Annotated in this window: 14 protein-coding genes; 5 read left to right on the forward strand and 9 right to left on the reverse strand. The window is 74.4% G+C overall.

Going from position 1 to position 18,235, the window contains the following annotated elements:
- Positions 1 to 55: 55 nt before the first annotated feature.
- The 3 genes from ABTY15_RS19195 to ABTY15_RS19205 form a co-directional block, all read right to left on the reverse strand.
- Positions 56 to 1,090, reverse strand: a complete 1,035-nt coding sequence (locus ABTY15_RS19195; protein ID WP_350592078.1) for a hypothetical protein — start codon at positions 1,088 to 1,090, stop codon at positions 56 to 58.
- A 14-nt stretch (positions 1,091 to 1,104) separates the two neighbouring features.
- Positions 1,105 to 1,968 (reverse strand): papain-like cysteine protease family protein, encoded by an 864-nt coding sequence (locus tag ABTY15_RS19200; RefSeq protein WP_350592084.1) that lies wholly within the window; start codon positions 1,966 to 1,968, stop codon positions 1,105 to 1,107.
- Positions 1,969 to 2,515: 547 nt separating this feature from the next.
- The gene (locus ABTY15_RS19205; protein WP_350592089.1) at positions 2,516 to 4,081 is read right to left on the reverse strand and encodes an MFS transporter; all 1,566 of its coding nucleotides are present in this window, start codon (positions 4,079 to 4,081) and stop codon (positions 2,516 to 2,518) included.
- Positions 4,082 to 4,174: 93 nt separating this feature from the next.
- On the opposite strand from ABTY15_RS19205, the gene ABTY15_RS19210 reads away from it, so the two are divergent.
- The 3 genes from ABTY15_RS19210 (at position 4,175) to ABTY15_RS19220 (ending at position 6,957) form a co-directional block, all read left to right on the forward strand.
- Positions 4,175 to 4,786, forward strand: coding sequence for a TetR/AcrR family transcriptional regulator (locus ABTY15_RS19210; protein ID WP_350592601.1), 612 nt, complete (start codon positions 4,175 to 4,177; stop codon positions 4,784 to 4,786).
- Between the two features lie 71 nt (positions 4,787 to 4,857).
- A complete protein-coding gene (locus tag ABTY15_RS19215) occupies positions 4,858 to 6,033 on the forward strand; it encodes a low temperature requirement protein A (protein ID WP_350592093.1) in 1,176 nt (391 codons plus the stop codon).
- Positions 6,034 to 6,132: 99 nt separating this feature from the next.
- The gene (locus ABTY15_RS19220) at positions 6,133 to 6,957 is read left to right on the forward strand and encodes an SDR family NAD(P)-dependent oxidoreductase (RefSeq protein ID WP_350592100.1); all 825 of its coding nucleotides are present in this window, start codon (positions 6,133 to 6,135) and stop codon (positions 6,955 to 6,957) included.
- Positions 6,958 to 7,239: 282 nt separating this feature from the next.
- On the opposite strand, the gene ABTY15_RS19225 is transcribed toward ABTY15_RS19220, so the two are convergent.
- Together ABTY15_RS19225 and ABTY15_RS19230 are read right to left on the reverse strand one after the other, a co-directional pair.
- Complete coding sequence (locus ABTY15_RS19225; RefSeq protein WP_350592105.1) at positions 7,240 to 8,178, reverse strand: glutaminase; 939 nt, start codon at positions 8,176 to 8,178, stop codon at positions 7,240 to 7,242.
- Positions 8,179 to 8,252: 74 nt separating this feature from the next.
- Entirely contained in the window at positions 8,253 to 8,990 is a 738-nt protein-coding gene (locus ABTY15_RS19230; protein ID WP_350592111.1) for a hypothetical protein, read from the reverse strand.
- Positions 8,991 to 9,286: 296 nt separating this feature from the next.
- Here ABTY15_RS19230 and sph point away from each other — a divergent pair, with 296 nt between their 5' ends.
- Complete coding sequence (gene sph, locus ABTY15_RS19235; protein ID WP_350592118.1) at positions 9,287 to 10,264, forward strand: sphingomyelin phosphodiesterase; 978 nt, start codon at positions 9,287 to 9,289, stop codon at positions 10,262 to 10,264.
- Between the two features lie 10 nt (positions 10,265 to 10,274).
- On the opposite strand, the gene ABTY15_RS19240 is transcribed toward sph, so the two are convergent.
- From ABTY15_RS19240 to ABTY15_RS19255, 4 genes are all read right to left on the reverse strand, one after another.
- The gene (locus ABTY15_RS19240; protein WP_350592122.1) at positions 10,275 to 11,285 is read right to left on the reverse strand and encodes a redoxin domain-containing protein; all 1,011 of its coding nucleotides are present in this window, start codon (positions 11,283 to 11,285) and stop codon (positions 10,275 to 10,277) included.
- Positions 11,286 to 11,685: 400 nt separating this feature from the next.
- Complete coding sequence (locus tag ABTY15_RS19245) at positions 11,686 to 14,640, reverse strand: glycoside hydrolase family 3 C-terminal domain-containing protein (protein WP_350592128.1); 2,955 nt, start codon at positions 14,638 to 14,640, stop codon at positions 11,686 to 11,688.
- Between the two features lie 301 nt (positions 14,641 to 14,941).
- Positions 14,942 to 15,514 (reverse strand): phosphatase PAP2 family protein, encoded by a 573-nt coding sequence (locus ABTY15_RS19250; protein ID WP_350592137.1) that lies wholly within the window; start codon positions 15,512 to 15,514, stop codon positions 14,942 to 14,944.
- Positions 15,504 to 16,916: a diacylglycerol/lipid kinase family protein gene (locus tag ABTY15_RS19255; protein WP_350592144.1), complete on the reverse strand. Its 1,413-nt coding sequence runs from the start codon at positions 16,914 to 16,916 to the stop codon at positions 15,504 to 15,506. The genes ABTY15_RS19250 and ABTY15_RS19255 overlap by 11 nt, the downstream gene beginning before the upstream one ends.
- 370 nt (positions 16,917 to 17,286) lie before the next feature.
- Between ABTY15_RS19255 and ABTY15_RS19260 the strand changes: the two genes are divergently transcribed.
- Positions 17,287 to 18,207 (forward strand): metallophosphoesterase family protein, encoded by a 921-nt coding sequence (locus tag ABTY15_RS19260; RefSeq protein ID WP_350592152.1) that lies wholly within the window; start codon positions 17,287 to 17,289, stop codon positions 18,205 to 18,207.
- Positions 18,208 to 18,235: the final 28 nt, after the last annotated feature.

Consider the following 18,235-nt stretch of genomic DNA (forward strand, 5'->3'; position numbering starts at 1 on the left):
GGATCAGGCCGTCCGGACGGGCCGGCTGGTGCGGGGTCAGCCAGGTCGTGCGGGGTCAGCGCGGGGCGGACGCCCGCCGGCGGAGGCGGTACCCGGTGACGCCGCCGACGGCGGCGAGCCCCGCGAGCCCGGCGAGGGCCGCCGGGTGCCAGTCGGGCCCGGCCGGCCGGGCCTCGGCGGCGACGGCGACCTGCTCCGCCGCGGCGGCCGTCCCACCGTCCGCCGCGACGGCCGTCGCGCCGTCGACCGGACCGTCCGTCAGGCCGCCGAACCCGCCGGCCAGGCCCTTGCGGTCGTAGGCCGAGCCCGGCAGCTTGTCGCCGTACCGGGTGGCGACCAGCTTCTGGTAGGCGGCGAGGGTGGTGCTCCGCTGCCCGCCCAGGCCGCTCTTGGCCTCCTCGTTGAGCGGCTCGACCATGCCGTCGGCGGTGATCCGGTACCAGGCGTGGATCTGCGGCTCGGTGAAGGTACGGGCCTGCGGGGTGCCGCGTTCGGCCAGGGCGAGGTCGGTGTCGCCGTCCCGGATGCCGGCCAGCTGCCAGCCCTCGGCGCCGACGTTGCGGGAGCCGTCGGGGGACGTGGAGGAGCCGGGGTTGCCCTGCGGCGCGAGCAGGACGGCGGCCTGGTGGCCGTCGGCGGCGGTCACCCGGGAGGCCAGGTAGGTGAGCCGCAGCGCGCCCTGCGGGTTCGTCTGCGCCTTGCCGGCGACGAAGTCGGCGCTGAGCTCGAACACCGGCACCGGGTCCTTGAGGTCGAACCTCGGCGGGGCGGCGACCGCCGTGGGCGGGTTGCCGGGAGCGCCGACGGCGCCACCGTCGGCCGCCGCCGCGGCGGGGTTGGCCGGGCTGGCCGGGCTGCCCGGGCCGGCCTTCGGGGCCGCGACCAGGAAGCGGGAGACGGCGTCCCGGACCTGGTTGCTCTGGAGCACCTGCTGCGCGGACTGGTAGCCCGCGATGCCGTCACCGTCGGCGGCCTGAGACGAAACGATTCCGCACTGGGACGCGGCGAGCGTGGCCGTGGTGACGACGGCGGCTCGGACGATCAGGCGGGCGGAGCGCCGCAGGGTCTGCGTGGTCTGCGTGATCTGCATGGTCGGTCCTCTCCTCAGCCGTGGATGCCGATGCGGGAATGGGTCCACTGGAACGAGTTGTTGTTCACGTAGGTGTCGAAGTTCCACCACGTGTAGGTCTGGGTGCTGGGCCACGGGTCGCCGACGGCGATCATGTTGCTGGCGCCGTCGTAGCCGTAGACCACGTTCATGTGGCCCCCACCGCTGCGCCAGCCGATCCGGACGCCGAACGGCCGGCCCGCGGCGATCTCCGTGGTGGACTCCCCGAACGAGGCGTTGCGGTACAGGCTGCGGCCGCTGGTGCTCAGCCCCAGCCGGGCCAGCCCGTTGGCCATGTCCTCCAGTGTCGCGGGCTGGTTGTTGCAGTCCACCCAGCTGCCCTGGGCCGCGAGGCGGCAGAAGTCGTCCTGGCTGATGCCGGTGCGCCCCCAGTAGTTGGCGATGGTCAGGCCCGAGGCGTCCCAGCACCACTGGGTCTTGACCTGCTTCTGCATGGCGATGTTGAGGGTCCGGCTGTTCGCCGATGTGTTGGTGGGGGCCGGGTCGGGCTTCGAGCCGCAGACCGGCAGGCTGTTGGTGTTCTCCTGGATGAAGGCGTCGGCGATGTAGAACGAACCGGAGTAGATCCAGCGGTTGTTGTTCTCCACGGTGTCGCCGGTGGTCCGGCAGGACATCGCGACCTTCTCGCCGATCCGGGACGAGCCGCTGGTCTGGGCCGAAAGGGACGGCTGGGCACGGTGGTTGATGGTGCTGTACCGGCCGTTGCCCGCGATCACGGTGCCGTTGACCAGGCCGGCCTGGGCGAAGGCGCCGAGGCCGAACAGCAGACCGCCGGAGAGCGCCGCGGCGCTCGCGGTCAGCAGGACCTTCCTGCGGCGGGACTTACGGAGTCGGTGCAATGGTGCTCCTTGATCCGAGTGCTTGGGAGTCCGGGAATTCCCGAACGCGCCTGCCCGGAAAGGGGCCCCGGGCCCGCCGCGCCCGTTGCCCGCCGTTCCGTGAACAGGCGTGACCACATCTCTTTCCTCTGGTGGATCGAGTGGCCGGAATCCTGCCAGAGGTGCCGTGGATCACTGAACGGTCGTTATCCCGTTGCGAAGATGTAACCCTTTCAACCAGTCGGCCCGGATGAATTGTCGATGCGTCAGATAGGCGTCAGGCCACGAGAATTGGTCATCGGCGCCGAACCGCGACCGGATCGCCCACGCAATCCAATCGCACACGACGTGATGCAAACGTTATGTTTTGTGATCTGTTGTGAGACGCGTTATCAGCAAGCGGATCGCGCTTCGGTGGAGAAAATGTGACGCCGGATCAATCGATCGGGAAGAACCGCCCCGGGTTTCCCGGAGGAACGTCGAAGCCCGGCCGTCGGAATGGACGGCCGGGCCCCGGTGGGGGTGTCGACTTCAGGTGTCGGTTCAGGTGTCGGTTCAGGTGTCGGCTTCAGCGGGGGCGGCGGAGCAGGACGGCCACGGCCACGGCGGCGAGCAGGGCGGCGGCGGAGCCGACGAGGAGGGCGTCGTGCATGCCGAGGACGAAGGCCGCGCGGGCGTGCTCCACGGCCGGGCCGCCCATGGCGGTGGCCGCGCCCAGCGAGGAGCGGGCGGCCCGGGCGGCGTGCTCGGGCAGGCCGGGCAGCTGGAGGTGGTCGCGGTAGGAGGCGGTGAGGACACTGCCGAGGACGGCGATGCCGAGGGCGCCGCCGAGTTCGCGGGCGAGGTCGTTGACCGCCGAGGCGACGGTCTGGAGGGCCGGCGGCAGGGCGTCGGTGATGGCGGTGGTGGCCGGCGTCATCGCCAGGCCCAGGCCCGCGCCCAGCAGCACCAGGGTGCCGGCGACCAGGCCGTACGAACTGTCGGCGTCCAGGCGGGAGAAGAACGCCAGCCCGGTGCCGGCCAGGACCAGGCCGAGCAGCCACGGGCGGCGGGCGCCCAGCCGGGCGGTCAGCAGCGGGCTGAGCCGGGAGCCGGGCACCATCCCCGCGGCCATCGGCAGCAGGCTCACGGCGGCGACCAACGCGCTGTCCCCGCGCACCAGTTGGAGGTACTGCATGACCATGAAGAGGAAGCCGAAGAAGGCGAAGGACTGCAAGGTGATGGAGAGCGAGCCGGCGGCGAAGTGGCGGTTGCGGAACAGTCGCGGATCCAGCAGAGGGTGGCGCCGCGTCAGCTCCCAGGCCGTGAAGCCGGCCAGGACGAGCAGGCCCAGCCCGATCCCGGCGAGCGTGACCGGGCTGCCCCAACCGTGCTGCGGCGCCTCGATGATGCTGTAGACCAGCGCGCCCAGGCCGGCGACCACCAGCAGCGCGCCGACCCGGTCGAGCGGCGGGTGCTCCGACTCGGCCGACTCGGGGACGAACAGCAGGGCGCCGAGCAGCGCGACCGCCGCCAGCCCCACGTTCAGCAGGAACACCGAACGCCAGGTCCACTCCTGGAGCAGCGAGCCCGAGACCAGCAGCCCGACCACGGCACTGGCACCCGCGACCGCCGCCCAGACGCTGACCGCGCTCGCCCGCCGCTCGCGCGGGAAGGTGCCGGTGATGGTGGACAGGGTGGCCGGCATGACCAGCGCCGCCCCCGCGCCCAGCAGGACCCGCACCGCGATCAGCATCGCCGGGGACGTGGTGAGCAGGGCCCCGGCCGAACCGCAGCCGAACACGGCGAGCCCGACGATCAGCGCGCGGCGGCGCCCGAACCGGTCGCCCAGCGCGCCCGCCGGCAGCAGCAGCGCGGCGAAGACCAGGCTGTACGCGTCGATGATCCAGGAGAGCTGGGTCTGGCTCGCACGGGTCTCCCGGGCGATCGACGGCAGCGCCACGTTCAGCGAGGACATCGCGGCGACCACGGCACCCAGCGCCAGGCAGGTGACCGCGAGGACCAGGTTGTGCCGGACGGCGGTCGGCGCCCGGCCACCGTCCGCGGCGAGGGTGGCGGCGGGCTCGACGGACGGCTGGTCGGGCTGGACGAACGGCTGGACGGGCCGCTGGGCGGGTGGTTGGACGGCGTGCACGGTACTCGGCCTCCCCGGGTGGATCGGTGGATCGGTGGCTCGGTGGTTCGACCCGGCCAGGCTGGCCCCGCCGCCGCTAGCATTTCAACGGTGATGAATAAATCTCCGCGCCGCGGCCGCCGCCCCGGCAGCCCGGACACCCGCGCCGCCATCCTCGACGTCGCCCGGCGCCGCTTCCTGGCCGAGGGGTACCACGCCGTGACCCTGCGCTCGGTCGCCGCCGAAGCGGACGTCGACCTCGCCCTGATCAGCTACTTCTTCGGCTCGAAGAAGGGCCTGTTCGGCGCCGCGATGGCGCTCAAGGTCAACCCGACCGAGGTCCTCGCCGCCTCCCTGGAAGGCGACCTGGCCACCCTGCCGCAGCGCGCCCTGCGCAACCTGCTGGCCGCCTGGGACAACCCGGAGAACGGGCCGGCACTGCTCGCCATGCTGCGCAACCTGGTCCAGGACGACGGGCACGCCGCCCTGTTCAAGGAGGTGGCGGAGAAGGAGATGATCGACCGGTTGGCCGCGAGGATCGGCGGCGCCCAGGCCCGCCGCCGCGCCGCCGTGTTCGTCGCGCAGATGGGCGGACTGATCGTCGCGCGCTACCTGGTGCGGGCGGAGCCGGTGGCATCGATGTCGGTTGATGAAATCGTCCGGGCCTTCGGACCGTCCCTCCACCAGGCCCTCCAGGGCGCCCCGCCACCCGGCCGCCGGCACTGACGCCAGCGTGCCGCCCCCGGGCCCGGCGCGCCGCGGCCGCACGCTCCGAGCCGGGCGGGCACAGTGGTCGGATGCAGGCGTACGAGGAGGCACCGGAGCAGGAGGCGCCGCAGGAACAGCGGGCCGGCTGGTTCGAGCTCTTCTTCGACCTGGTCTTCGTGGTCACCGTGAGCGTGCTGGCCCACGGCCTGCACGGCGACCCGGGCGCCGGGGAGTTCGGCACGTTCCTGGTGCTGTTCTTCCCGGCCTGGTGGGCCTGGGCCAACCTGACAGTGACCATCAACGTCTTCGGCTCGGACCGCCCGCGCGGCCAGGCCCTGCTGCTGGGCACGATGCCCGCGCTCGGGCTGATGGCCGCCGCCGCGCCGAGCGGCCTGGGCGAGCGGGCCTGGGCCTACGCGCTCGGGGCGGCGTGGGTGCGGCTGGGGTTCTTCGCGATCTGGTTCGAACGGGCCCGGCAGCCGGGGAACTCGCTTCCGCTCTGGCGGCCGGTGCTCTACTGCCTGCTGCCCGCCGTGCTCTGGGCGGTCTCCGCCGCCGTCCCGGCCCCCGGGCGGTTCGTGCTCTGGGCCGTGGCGATGGCCCTGGAGGTGGTGCTCCTGGTGATCCGCGCGGGGATGAGCGACGCCTTCTACGCCGCCCTGTCCGTCGAGCACCTGGTCGAACGGATCGGGCTGTTCGTGGTCATCGTGCTCGGCGAGAGCGTCTTCACCGTCGTCGTCACCCTGGCCGACCACTTCACCCGGCCGTCCGGCGTCGCGGCGCTGTTGGCGTTCGTGGTGGTCGCCGAGCTCGCCATGGTCTTCTTCGTCTGGGGCACGGCGGAGGCCGCCCGTGGGCTCACCCGGGCCCAGGCCGGCGGGTCCGGCCGGGCCATCAGGGACACCGTGATGTACCTGCCGTTCGTCCTGGTCTCCGGCATCACGATGATCGCCGCCGCGCTGGGCACCGCGGTCGCCGAGCCCGACCACGTCCTGCCGCCCGGCTCCCGGTGGGCCCTGTGCGGCGGCGTCCTCGCCTTCTACACGGCCAACGCCGCGATCTCGCTGCGCTACGGCGACGGCCTGCGCGCCGTCCTGGGCTGGTACCTGCCCTGCCTGGTGCTCAGCCTGGCGGGCCTGGTCCCGGCCTCGGTGTTCCTGCCCGCCTGGGCCGCGGTGGGCTGCGCGGCCGCGGTGGTGTTCACGCTGGCCAAGCTCGCGGCGTACCGCAGCGCCGCCCGCCGCCGGGGCCCGGCCGCCGGCTGAGGCCCTGCCACCCGCGTTGCGGGGGCGTGTCACAACACGCCGGGCCGTCGCGTCCTATGGGCACATCCGTCGACACCGAGAGAACGGAAGAGGGACCCCATGAGCAAGGTCTGGTTCGTCACCGGTTCGTCCCGCGGCCTGGGCCGCAGCTTCGTCGAGGCCGCCCTGTCCCGTGGCGACCGGGTGGCCGCGACCGCCCGCAACGCCGGGAGCCTCGCCGGGCTGGTCGCCGCCCACGGCGCCGCGGTGCTCCCACTGGAGCTGGACGTGACCGACCGGGCCGCCGTGCACACGAGCGTACGGCGGGCCAAGGAGCACTTCGGTCGGCTCGACGTCGTCGTCAACAACGCGGGTTACGGCCTGTCCGGCGCCGTCGAGGAGTTGACCGAGCAGGAGCTGCGCGACCAGCTGGAGACCAACCTGTTCGGCGCGGTCTGGGTGGTCCAGGCCGCGCTGCCGCACCTGCACGAGCAGGGCGGCGGGCACATCGTGCAGATCTCCTCGGTCGCCGGCGTCTCGGCCTTCCCGCTCGGCGGCGGGTACTGCGCCTCCAAGTGGGCCCTGGAGGGCCTGAGCGAGTCGTTGGCCCAGGAGGTGGCCGGTTTCGGCATCAAGGTGACCCTGGTCGAGCCCGGCGGCTACGCCACCGACGCGGTCGCCTCCGCCGTCCGGGCCGAGGCCGCGCCGCACTACGACGGTGTCCGCGAGGCCTTCGCCGCGTACGCGAGCACGCTCGACCTCGGCGACCCGGCCGCGGCGGGCCGGGCGCTGCTCAAGCTCGTCGACGCCGAGAACCCGCCGCTGCGGGTGTTCTTCGGCAACCAGGGCCACCAGATGCTCCAGCAGGTCTACACCGACCGGCTGAAGACCTGGGCGGACTGGCAGGACCTCGCGGTGGAGGCCCACGGCCAGAGCCGGAGTTGAGCCGGCGGCCGCGACGGCGAGCGCACGGCCGCGAGCGCACGACGGCGGGTCACCGTACGACAGCGGGCCACCGCCCGAGGGCGGTGGCCCGCGTGGGTCCGGGCCGGTGCGCGGGTCAGTCCGGCCGCCGTGGGCGAACCGCACGATCGTCGCCACCGGTCTGTTGTCCTGGGTGTTCACCCCGTACGGGGCCAGTGTCGCCGACGACTTGATGGTGGTCGTCCCGGCGCCGGAGCCCCGGAAGGCCATCGGAGCGAGCCCGTCCGGGGCCCGTTCCTCCGGTCAGAAGACCGAGAGGCCGGAGAGGGTGGTGAGGGTGTCGAGGGCGGTGACGGCGGCGACGGAGTTGCCGGCCTGGTCGAGGCGGGGGCCCCAGGCGCAGACGGCGGCGCGGCCGGGGAGTATGGCGAGGACGCCGCCGCCGACGCCGCTCTTGCCGGGCAGCCCGACCCGGAAGGCGAACTCGCCGGCCGCGTCGTAGGTGCCGCAGGTGAGGAGGACGGCGTTGACCCGCTTGGCCTCGCTGCGGGTCATCATCCGGGTGCCGTCGGTGCGCAGGCCGTAGCGGGCGAGGAAGGAGCCGGCGAGCACGAGGTCGCGGCAGCTCGCGGCGATGGCGCAGTGGGCGTAGTAGTGGTCGAGGACGGTCTCGACCGGGTTCTCCAGGTTGCCGTGGCTGGCGATGAAGTGGGCCAGCGCGGCGTTGCGGTGGCCGTGGGCGGCTTCGGAGGCGGCCACGGCGGGGTCGGTGTCGAGGCCGGGGTTGCCGGATTCGCGGCGGAGGAAGGCGCGGACGGCTCCGGCGGCGTCGCCGGTCAGGCTCTGCAGGCGGTCGGTGACGACGAGCGCGCCCGCGTTGATGAAGGGGTTGCGCGGGATGCCGTGTTCGGTCTCCAGCTGGACCAGCGAGTTGAACGGGTTGCCGGACGGCTCGCGGCCGACGCCGCGCCAGACGGTGTCGCCGCCGTGGGCCAGGGCGAGGGCGAGGGTGAACAGTTTCGAAACGCTCTGGATGGAGAACGGTCGTTCCCAGTCGCCGACACCGTACAGCTCGCCGTCGACCGTCGCCACGGCCATGCCGAAGGCCTCCGGATCGGCCTCGGCGAGCGCCGGGATGTAGTCGGCGACCCGGCCCTGCCCGGCGGTGGCCCGGGCGGCGGCCTCCGCTGCCTCCAGCAACTGCTGCCAGTCCAGGTTCTCTCCGACGGGCAGAGCGTTCATCGTCCGTTCCTCCACGAGCACGACCACGAGCATGAGCACGAGCGCGGCCGGGGGCGTCCCCGGTCCGAGGAGGATTATCCGTGGTCGCGGCGCTGGTCCCGCCCCTGGTCCCGGCGCCGGTCCCGGCCGTGGTCGCGCAGGGTGCGGCGGGCGGCGCCCAGGGTGAGCAGGGCCCAGAGGACGCCCGCGCCGGCCGTGACGACGAGGCCGCCGCCGAGGAAGGGGAGGTCCTCGTCCGTCGCGGCCGGCGGGGCCCAGCCCGCCGGGTCGACCAGGACGGTCGTGCGGGTGCCGATGCCGGCCGTCGAGGAGCAGCCCGAGCCGCCGTACGAGGCGTGCGGCAGCGGGTGGCCGTCGGCCCGGCGGATGCCGCAGGTCCAGCTCACCCGGCCGCTGCGGTCCGTCGCGCGGTGCGCCGAGGTGATGATCACCTCGGTCTCCACGCCGCGATGGGCGATCAGCTCGGCGCGCAGGCCGGCCGTCGTGACGCCCAGCAGCACGACCCCCAGCAGGACGCCCGGCCAGAGCACCCAGCCGCTGACCCGGACGACCATCAGCCCGCCGAGCCCGGCGATGAACACCAGCAGGGCGAGGACCGTGCAGAGCACGGCGTAGTCCGGGTTGGTGGCGATCGCCAGCAGCCCCGTCATCAGCACCGGGACGAGCAGCCCGGTCAGCAGCGCCGCCCGGCGGACGGTGCGCGGGGAGGGCGGGCGGTCCTTCCCGGGGCGCCTGCGCCGCACGGGCTTCGGGGGCCGGACCACCCCCTCGGCCAGCGGTCTCTTCCGCTTCTTCGTCCGGCTCCGCGCCATGTCGCCCCCGTTCGGTCCCGTCTTCTCGCGTGCTCGCCCGCTCGCGGTGCTCGCGCGCGCTCGAGACAGGACAGTCTGACGCCGCCCCCGGACCGCGGGAAGCCGGGGGGTGACCTCGTCGCGGCGACGACCCGTCACCTTCGTCCACTACCGATCACTACCGATCGGTAGTGCTGTTTCGGACGAGTTCACCGATTGCTCGTCAGATGTCTTGAAACCCGTGCGCCCGGCGAAGTTGGATGCACAACATCCCGCGACCCGACGGGTCCACGACACACCCGCCCCACGGAGCCTCGATGCCCCTGCCGTCCGTCCGCCGCGCCCTCGCCGCCGGTGCCGCCGCCACCGTGCTCGCCGCGCTCGGGACCGCCCCGGCCGCCGCCGAGACCGCGCCGACCACCGCCCCCGCGCTCGACGTCCTGACCTACAACGTCTTCCTGATGAGCACCACGCTCTACCCCAACTGGGGCCAGCAGTACCGCGCGCAGGCGATCGCGTCGGCGGACTTCTTCCAGGGCCACGACGTGGTGGTCCTGGAGGAGGCCTTCGACAACGCGGCCTCGGACGCGCTGACGGCCAAGGCCTCGGCGGCCTACCCGTACCACACGCCGGTGGTAGGCCGGTCCACCAGCGGCTGGGACGCCACCTCCGGCAGCTACAGCTCCACCACCCCCGAGGACGGCGGCGTCACGCTGCTCAGCAAGTGGCCGATCCTGCACAAGGAGCAGTACGTCTACAAGGACGCCTGCGGCTCCGACTGGTGGTCCAACAAGGGCTTCGTCTACGCGGTGCTGAACGTCGACGGCCGGCGCACCCACGTGGTCGGCACCCACCTCCAGTCCACCGACTCGGGGTGCTCCAGCGGCCAGGCGGCGGACATCCGGGCCAGGCAGCTCACCGCGATGCGGGACTTCCTGGACGCCAAGCGCATCCCGGCCGCCGAGCCGATCGTCCTGGCCGGCGACCTGAACATCGACTCGCACGGCTCCGAGTACCAGGCGCTGCTCGACAACGGCAACCTCGCCCCGGCCTCCGCCCGCACCGGCTGGCCGTACTCCTTCGACACGGCGGACAACTCGATCGCCGCCTACCGCTACCCGGGCGAGACCAAGGAGGACCTGGACTACGTCCTCTACCGCGCCGACCACGCCCGCCCGCAGCAGTACACCAACCAGGTCCTGCGGGTGCACAGCGCACCCTGGACGGTGAGCAGTTGGGGCAGGAGCTACACCTACTCCGACCTCTCCGACCACTACCCGCTCGCCGCCCACTGAGCCCGGGGGCTCAGAACTCCAGCGGCCGGTAGATCGGGACGCCCGCCTCGACGAGCTCGCCCCGGATGGCGAAGAAGGCGTCGCCGAACGGGTCCTCGCCGGTGACCGGCAGCAGCCCGCGGCGGATGGCGAGGTCGTGCGGGGCGAGCTCGCCGGCGGTCGCGAGGTGGCGCCGGGCGGCTTCCGGCCGCCCGGCGCGGGCCAGCCAGACCGCGAGCCGGGCGTGGGCGCGGGCCCGCTGCTCGGCGGGGGTCGGCACCCGCAGGTGCTCGGCGACCTGCTCGGCGCCGCCGCCGGCCTCGCCGTCGAGCACCCAGCGGCGCAGCGCCTGCCCGGAGGCCTCGGAGTCGAGGCCGTTCATCGAGCGGAAGAGGTCGGTGGCGGTCTGGGTGTCCTGGGGGCGGGCGATCCGGCCGTCCTCGTCGATCCAGACGACGGTCGGGACGTTGATCACGTTGTAGAGCTCGGCGACCTCGCCGTCCACGTCGATCAGCGCGGGGTGGGTGACCCCGGCCTCCTCGATCCAGGGGCGGGCGTCCTCGGCGGTGCGGTCGGCGGCGATGCTGATGACGGTGAGGCCGTCGGCCTCCAGCGCGGCGTGGCGCTCCTGCCAGGCGGGCAGGTCGTAGCGGCAGCCGCACCAGGAGGCCCAGAAGACCAGCGCCACCTTGCGGCCGCGGTAGGCGGAGAGCGTGGTGCCGTCGAGGGTGAAGTCGGGGGCGGTGGCCTCGGCCGAGAGCCCGGTGTCGGCGTGGGCGAGCGCCAGTGCGCGCTCGGCCGGGTCGAGGACGGCGACCCGGCCGGTCAGCTCCGCGAACCGGAGGACGTCCACGCCCCCGTCGGTGGTGGCCTCGGCGGCGCGGAAGTTCGGCAGGCAGGCGTCGTCCTTGCACCAGCCGTACGACCGGGGCTCCCAGCCCAGCAGCGGCCGGTCGGCCGGCGCGACGAGCCGGCCGTCGACCAGCTCCGCGTCGATCTCGTAGGTGTGTCCGGCTTCGATCACGGTGAACGTGGTGGTCATTGCTCCCCCTTGGATAGTTCGACTATCCAGAGAATAGATAGCATCACTATCCAAGTCAAGCGGGGGCAGCCGGGGGCCGCGGGGCGGGGGAGAACGGGACCGGCCGGGTGCGGAAGGTCGGGGTGCGGAAAATCTGTTATCCGGGCCGCCGGGGCGGGTCTCCTGGGTGTGGGAACGACCGCGGGCCGCCGCTCTGGCGGGTCGGCGGTGCGGTGCGGGGCGTCATGGGGAGGCTCCGCCCGGAGGGGACGGCCGGTGGGCCGGGGCTGGGCCGGTCCGTCCCCGATCGTGGTCGGCTCCCGCCGTGCCGACGGGTCCGCGCCCGCCCGGTCGGCACACTTCGGACGCCGGCGGTCCGTGGGTCCCCCACGGCCGCGGACCGCCGGGCCGGGTCCGGGTCTCAGGCGGGCAGGGTCCAGCGCTGGTTGGGGCCGCCGTGGCAGTCCCAGATCTGCAACCGGGTGAGGTCGTCGCTGCTGCCGTTCCGGGCGTCCAGGCAGCGCCCGGAGGCCGGGTTGAGCAGGGTGCCGTCCGAGCGCGGCTGCCAGTGCTGGGCGCCGGTGCCGTTGCAGTCGTAGAGCTGGGCGCTGGTCCCGGCGGCGGTCCAGCCGTTGGTGACGTCCAGGCACTTGCCGTAGGCGTGCAGCGACCCGTCCTGCTGGACGGTCCAGTCCTGCGCGCCGGTGGCGTTGCAGTGGTAGAGCTGGACGGCGGTGCCGTTGACGGTGGCGGCCCACTTGACGTCCACGCACTGCCCGGCGAGGCCGGTCACCGGGCCGCTCGGGCGCGGGGTGAGCCAGCGTTGGGCGGCCGCCCCCGAGCAGTCCCGCAGCAGCAGCCGGCCGTCGGCGGCGGCCAGGCAGCGGCCGGAGTCGGGGTGGTGCAACGAGGAGTCCGCGCGCAGCCGCCACACCTGGTCGCCGGCCCCGGTGCAGTCCCGGAGCCGGACCGCCGAGCCGTCGGAGGGGCCGGCCGGGCGCAGGCAGCCGTCGAGGACGCGGACGGTGCCGTCCGAGCCGACGGTGAGGTCCTGGGCCGCGGTACCCGCGCAGGCGGCCAGCCGGACCGCCTCGTTGCCGTCCGCGGCGGCGGCGTCCGCGTCCAGGCAGGAGCCGTCGGCGCCGGTGATCCGCCCGGACCAGGCGGAGACGGGCGCCGAGTACGGCACCTCCACCGAGCCGCCCAGCCTCGGCGTGCGCGACGAGGAGCCGACCGTCAGGCCGTACTGCCCGCCGGGCACCTGCCAGCCGTGCGTGCCCTGGTCCCAGGTGGCGAAGGCGGAGCGGTCGAGCGTCAGCTCCAGGTGTGCCGAACGGCCGGGTGGCAGGGTCACCTTGTCGAAGGCCTTGAGCTGCTGCGGCGGCTCCCCGGCGGCGGCGGGGAAGGCGACGTACAGCTGCGGCACCTCGGTGCCGGTGCGGCTGCCCCGGTTGGTGAGCTCGAAGCCGACCCGCACCCGGCCGGCGGCGTCCGGGCCGGTGACGGTGAGGCCGGCGTAGCCGAAGTCGGTGTACGAGAGGCCGTGGCCGAACGGGAACAGCGGCGCGGTGCCGCTCGCGTCGTACCAGCGGTACCCGACGCCGAGCCGCTCGGTGTAGTGGTAGGCGCCGTCCGTGCCGGGGTACTGGGCCTGGTCGCGGATCGGCGTGGCGGCCGCCGAGGTCGGGAAGGTGACGGGGAGCCGGCCGGCCGGGTCGGCGTCGCCGAACAGCACGTCGGCGAGCGCGGTGCCGCTCTGCTCGCCCGGGTACCAGGCCTCGACGACCGCCGGCACCGCGTCCAGCCACGGCATGGTGACCGGGCCGCCGGTGTTCAGCACCACCACCGTGCGCGGGTTGGCGCGGGCGACGGCGCGGATCAGCGCGTCGTCGGCCGGGGCGAGGTCCAGTGTGCGGCGGTCGGCGCCCTCGGTCTCCTCGTCACCGACCACCACCACCGCGACGTCGGCCCCGGCGGCCACCGAGGCCGCGGCGTCCGCGTCGTCGCCCGGGTGGTAGCGCACGTCCACCCCGGTGCCGGCCCGGGCGGCGAGGCCCTGGCGGGGCGTCACGGTGTGGGCGGCGTAGGGGGCGACGTGCGAGGAGCCGTAGCCGCCGGTGTACGCCCGGTCGGCCCAGGGGCCGATCACCGCGATCGACTTCAGCCGGGCGGCGTCCAGCGGCAGTGCGGCCCGCTCGTTGCGCAGCAGGACCGTGCCGGCGGCGGCGATCCTCCGGGCGTCGTGGGCGCCGGCGGCCGGGTCGGAGGCGGGCGGCTGGCCGCCGTCCAGGGCGCCGGTGCGGACCATCAGCCGCAGCACCCGTCGCGCCTGGTCGTCCAGCACGGCCGGGGCGAGCCGGCCGTCGGCCACGGCGGCGGGCAGGTCGGTGAAGTAGGTCGAGCCGCCGAACTCCTGGTCCAGGCCGGCGGTCGCGGCGTTCACCGAGGAGTGGGTGGCCGGGTAGTCGGAGCCGACCGCCCCGTCGAAGCCCCAGCGGCCCTTCAGCACGTCCCGCAGCAGCGGGAAGTTCTCGCACGCCCAGATGCCGTTGACCGGGTTGTAGCCGCACATCGCCGACCAGGCCCGGGCCTCGCGGACGGCCGCCCGGAAGGCGGGCAGCTCCAGCTCGGTCAGGGTCCGCTCGTCGACCTCGGAGCTGTACGACTGCCGGTCGTCCTCCTGGTTGTTCGCCGCGTAGTGCTTGACCTGCGCCGCGACGCCCTGGGACTGGATGCCGCGCACCTCGCCGGCCGCGATCCGCCCGGCCAGGTACGGGTCCTCGCCGAAGGTCTCGAAGTTGCGCCCGCCCTGCGGGACGCGGACGAGGTTGACCATCGGCGCGTACAGCACCTGGTAGCCGCGGGCCCGTGCCTCGCGGCCCAGCACGCTTCCGAAGGTGGTGGCCAGACCCGGGTCGAAGGCGGCGGCGAGCGACACCGGCGCGGGCAGCGCGGTGGCCGGCTGCCCGTCCCGGACGCCGGCCGGGCCGTCGGAGAGCAGCAGCGGCGGGATCCCCAGCCTCGGCACGCCCTCGACGTAGCCCACCGAGTTCACGTCGTTGGGCGCGGTGACGCCTTGCAGCAGCCGGGCCTTCTCGGCCGTGGTGAGCTGACCGAGCAGGGTCTCGACCCGCTGCTCCAGGGGTGTCGCGGTCTTCGGGCGGGAGGCGGTGGGGGAGGCGGTGGGTGTGGGTGTGGGCGTGGCGGTGGTGGCGGGGCCGGTGGTGGCGGGGGCGGTGGCGGTGGGGGTGACCGGGGCGGTCGGGGCGCCGCCGTCGGCGACGGCGCTGCCGGCGCCGGGGACGGCGGCGGCCGCCAGCAGGCAGCCGCCGAGACCGAGACGGAGGAACCGGGGCCAGGAGGGGATGCGTCGCATGCTGCACCGATCGACGGGGGCGGCGCGGGGCGGCCGCACGGGCGGGCGTGGGAGATGTGACGATCCGTCAAATGTAAATCGGATGAACGCTGGGGCGTCGGTAGCACGCGGGGGTGTGTCGGGTACGGACGGGGAGCGGAGGGGTGCGTCGGGGCGCCCGCGCCGGGGCGGGGGCGTGGGCGGCACACCTCGTGCCGTGGGATCGGCCCGAACTCCCGTGCGGCTTCGGCGATTTCCGTGCCATCCCGGGACGGGCGCAGCAACTCCCCTGCTGATCCGGTGAGTTCACCCAGCAGCAAGGTCAGCCGCCGTAACGGCCGCGGGCCCAGGTCACGGCGGCCGCGCAGGCGCCGCCGAGGACGGCACCGGCCGCCACGTCGCCGGGGAAGTGCACGCCGGTGTGGACGCGGGAGTAGCCCACCGTGGCGGCGAGCAGCCCGAGCGGCAGGGCGGCCTCCGGCAGCACGGCCCCGGCCGCCGTCGCGAAGGCGACGGCGGAGGCGGTGTGCCCGGAGGGGAACGAGGCCGAGGCCGGCATCGGCACGAAACGGGTCGCCAGGACCTTGGCGGCCTCCCGGTCCGGCCGCGGGCGGCGGACGAGCTGCTTGCCCAGCAGGTTGGCCGTCGCCGAGGCGAGGCCGAGCGCGGCCACGCCGCTGAGCGCCGCCCGCCGGGTGCGGCCGGGCCGCAGCGCCAGCAGCGCGGCGAGGGTCAGCGAGATCTTCGAGTGGTCGGCTGCGCGGGAGAGCCGCCGCAGGCGCCCGTCCAGCAGCGGGGTGTCGGTGGTGGCGATGGCGGCGTAGACCACCTGGTCGATCGAGGTGAGCTCGCGCAGCAGCGACGGTGTGCCGCGGCCGGGGTCCTCAGCGTGCATCGGAACCTCCCGCTGCCGGGTCGGAACCCCCCGGTGCCTCATCGGAACCCCCCGGTGCCGCGGCGGCCTCCGGCAACGGCCGGCCCAGCGCGAGGGCGCCGAGGCTCCGCCAGTCGAGCGGCCCGCTGGTCCGCGGGGCGCCCGGCCGGTGCACCGGCACCAGGACCCGCAGGGCCCCCGGCCGGATCGCGCAGATCACCGGGGGCGGCAGGCGCAGCGCCTCGCCGTCGACAGCCACCGCGATGTCCGCGCCGTCGTCGGCCGTCCCGGTGACGACCACCTCGCGGGCCGTCAGCTTCCGCAGCCCCGGGGCGCGGGCGCCGAGCAGGGCGATCTCGGCGGCCTGCGCGGGGCCGTCCACCCGGATGCCGAGGACGCCGAGCACCCCGGCGTCCAGGCGCTCGCGCCGTCCGGCGGTGAGCGGATCCGCCCCGGAGTAGGCGTTGTTGCTGACCAGCAGCGCCTGCTGGCCGTCGAGGCGGGCCTGGTCGGCCCGGGCGAGCAGGCGCCGGTCGGGGTTGGCGAGCAGCAGGTCCGGCAGCGCCTCCAGCGCGGTGCCGAGCTTGGCGTCCCGGTACTCGGGGCTCTGGACGATCTCCGCGTACGCGCCGAAGGAGACGGTGTTGACGAAGGGGCGGCCGGAGACCGTACCGAGGTCGACCCGGAGCTCCTCGCCGTCCGTCAGCGCGTCCAGGCAGCGGGAGGGGTCGTCGCGGTCGAGCCCGAGGTCCATCGCGAAGTGGTTGCGGGTTCCCGCCGAGATCACCAGGAACGGCAGGGCGTGTTCCGCCGCGACCGCGGCCACCAGCGCCTGGGTGCCGTCGCCGCCGGCGACGCCGAGCAGGTCCGCCCCCTCGGCCACCGCCCGACGGGCCAGCGCGCCGACGTCCGTCTGCCGGGTGGTGTCCAGCAGGATCACCTCGGCGCCGAGCCGACGGGCCCGTGCGACCAGGTCGAACCGTTCGACCTTGCCCCCGCCGGACCGCGGGTTCATGATCAGGACGGCCCGGCGCGGCCTGGCCGCCGGGTAGGTGCGCATCCGGTGGCGCGGGCGGGCCTCGCGCAGCCCGGCCCGCGCGAGCGCCAGTGCCACCGCCCACAGTGCCACCGCGCCGAGCGCGGGCAGCCAGATCCCGGCGTTCGCGTACCCGGCGACCACCCCGGCCAGCGCGAGTACCACCACCAGCGCGCCGATCCAGCGGTGCACCCCGCGGTGCGCCAGCGACCACCAGGTCCCCGCGGCCGTCAGCGCCAGCCCGAGCAGGCCCCCGATCACCAGCAGCACCCCGCCCTTGCCGATCAGCAGCAGCAGCACGGTGGCCGCCCCGGCCGCGGCGAGGAGCGCGAGGCGGGCCAGGGTGTGCGCCCACCCCAGTCGACGGGGGTCGTGCTGCTCGGTCATCGTGCTCCACTCCGGTTCGCGGGTGCGGCCACGCCGGCCCCCGCCGACGCCGCGGGGCACGGAACCGGGCGCGCCCCGGCACCCCCACCTTCCGGCGCGGCCGGGCCATCCGCAGGCCGGTCTGCTCCGACCGGGCGACATAACGGCGGCGGAGCGGCGGCTGACCGGTGACGCACGGGCGACGGCCTGCGCGGCTTGACGGCCGTTCATCCCGGTTCCGATACTTACCCGTGGCTCGGGTCGGTCGACAGGACGGCGGAGCGCTGGGTCGTGGGCAACCGGGCAGGGACCGGTTGGCTTCATCTCATCGTTGCGCCGCACGACCGTCCGAGGCACGAATCACGCTGTCTCGAGAACGGAATAACGAGCGATGAAGATCGCCTTTGTCGGCGATGTGCACGGCCGTGTCCTGCACGCGCTGGGCGCGGTGCTGATGGTGCAGGCGCGCCGACGGCTGCGGCTGGACGCCGTCGTCCAGGTCGGGGACCTGGGAGCCTTCCCCTCCGCCGACCGGTTCGACGGGTCGAGCCGGCGGTTCCACGCGGACAACCCGGCGCAGGGGGACTTCTTCCGGCTGCTGGACCCGTCACCGCAGGTCGGGGCCGGCGTGCGCGCCGCGCTGGAGCAGCTGCCGCAGGTCCTCTTCCTGAGCGGCAACCACGAGGACCACGAGTGGCTCGGGTCGCTGCACGACGCGGCGGGCGCCGAGGTGGTGCCGGTGGATCCGCTCGGCGCGTTCCACCACGTGGTGTGCGGTCACGTGACCGAGGTCGCCGGGGCGCGGACGGCGTTCCTCGGGCTGATCGAGGCGCCGGGGAAGATGGACTTCGACGAGGCCGCGTACGCGCGCCTGCTCGCCGCCGAGCCCGGCAGTGTCGACGTGCTCGTCACCCACGACGGCCCGCACGGCATGTCCCGCAGCAGGCGGGGGGACGTCCAGGGTTCGGCGCGGCTGTCCCGGCTGATCGAGCACCTCCAGCCGCGCCTGCACGTCGGCGGCCACTACCACCACGCGAACGGACCGCGCCATTACGGCCGGACGGAGTCGCACGCGCTCGCCCAGCTGGTCGACCCCAAGCTGGACCGGTGGCAGCCGGAGCCGGTCAACCCGGAGCAGCGGATCACGGCCGGCAGCATCGGGGTGCTCGACACCGAGACGTACGCGTTCGAGTACGTCCACGACGACTGGCTCGCCGAGGTCCGTGGCGACGACGTCGACCTCGCCGGGATCGCCGCGCTCACCGGGCCGCGGGACGGGACGAGTGGTTCCGATGCCGGTCAGTGGTCGTAGGTCAAGAGCACTTCGCCCCGCCGGATCA

Source organism: Kitasatospora sp. NPDC097643 (assembly GCF_040302625.1).
In the GTDB taxonomy this organism is placed as follows: domain Bacteria; phylum Actinomycetota; class Actinomycetes; order Streptomycetales; family Streptomycetaceae; genus Kitasatospora.